Origin of the sequence: Pseudonocardia pini, assembly GCF_013870575.1 — a bacterium.
Taxonomy (GTDB): domain Bacteria; phylum Actinomycetota; class Actinomycetes; order Mycobacteriales; family Pseudonocardiaceae; genus Pseudonocardia; species Pseudonocardia pini.
Genome location: NZ_JACBXB010001209.1, coordinates 1 through 1,072, shown reverse-complemented (window position 1 = coordinate 1,072; position 1,072 = coordinate 1). Strand labels below are relative to the sequence as shown.

1 protein-coding gene is annotated in these 1,072 nt (G+C 73.9%); it reads right to left on the bottom strand.

Annotated elements, in window-relative coordinates:
- On the bottom strand, positions 1–1,072 hold a 1,072-nt coding region (locus H5J29_RS33900), incomplete at both ends, for an amino acid adenylation domain-containing protein (RefSeq protein ID WP_181784936.1).

The following is a 1,072-nucleotide window of genomic DNA, read 5'->3' as shown; positions in this document are numbered from 1 at the left end:
GAGGGTGACGTCCCGCCAGTCGCACACGACGTCCGGCAGCAGGTAGGGGCGTGCGCCAGCAGCTCGTCGACGTCGGCGGTGGGGGCCGTGACGACGTAGCCGACCAGGCGGTCCTCGCGCACCACGACCGTGGACGCGCGGACCGCGGGATGGGTCAGGAGCACGCTCTCGATCTCGCCGAGCTCGATCCGGAAGCCGCGCACCTTGACCTGCTGGTCGGCGCGGCCGAGGAACACCAGCTTGCCGTCCGGCCGCCAGCGCGCGAGGTCACCGGTGCGGTACATCCGCGACCCCACGGGCCCGTACGGGTCGGCGACGAACGCCGCCGCGCTCAGGTCGGGCCTGCCCAGGTAGCCCCGGGCCAGGCCCGGTCCGGCCAGGTACAGCTCGCCGACCGCGCCCACCCCGACCGGCAGCAGGCCGTCGTCGAGCACGTAGGCCCGGGTGTTCGGGTCCGGGTAGCCGATCGGCACCGGACCCGAGTCGGCGGCCGACCAGTCCTCGTTGCTCCAGGTGACGGCGTTGATCGTCGCCTCGGTCGGTCCGTAGGCGTTGAACAGCCGCCGCTTCGCCCCCCACCGGCGGGCAGGCTCGGGATCGAGCCGCTCGGCGCCCGCCACGACGAGCACGTCGTCGTCGAGCGGGTGGTCGTCGGGCAGGGCGGCCAGGAACGAGGGCACCAGCCCGAGCCCCGTGACGCGGTGGCTGTGCACGTAGTCGACGAGCAGCTCGGCGGACTCGCGGACCTCCTCCGGCGCGATCACCGAGGTGCCGCCGGAGAGCAGCGGGATCAGCACCTGCCAGATCGCCGCGTCGAAGCTGGTCGAGGCGAACTGCAGGAACCGCACGTCGGAGGTGATCCCGAGGACCTCCTCCTGGGTCGCGACCAGGTCCGGGATCCCGCGGTGGGTCACGGCGACCCCCTTGGGCCGCCCGGTGGTCCCGGAGGTGAAGATGACCCAGGCCAGCGCGTCCTCGGTGAGGGTGGCCCTGGCTGCGACCGGGTCGGTCTCGTCGGTCTCGGCCGCCGCTCCGGCGAGCACGGCGTCGACCAGCCCGTCGACCCGCAGCA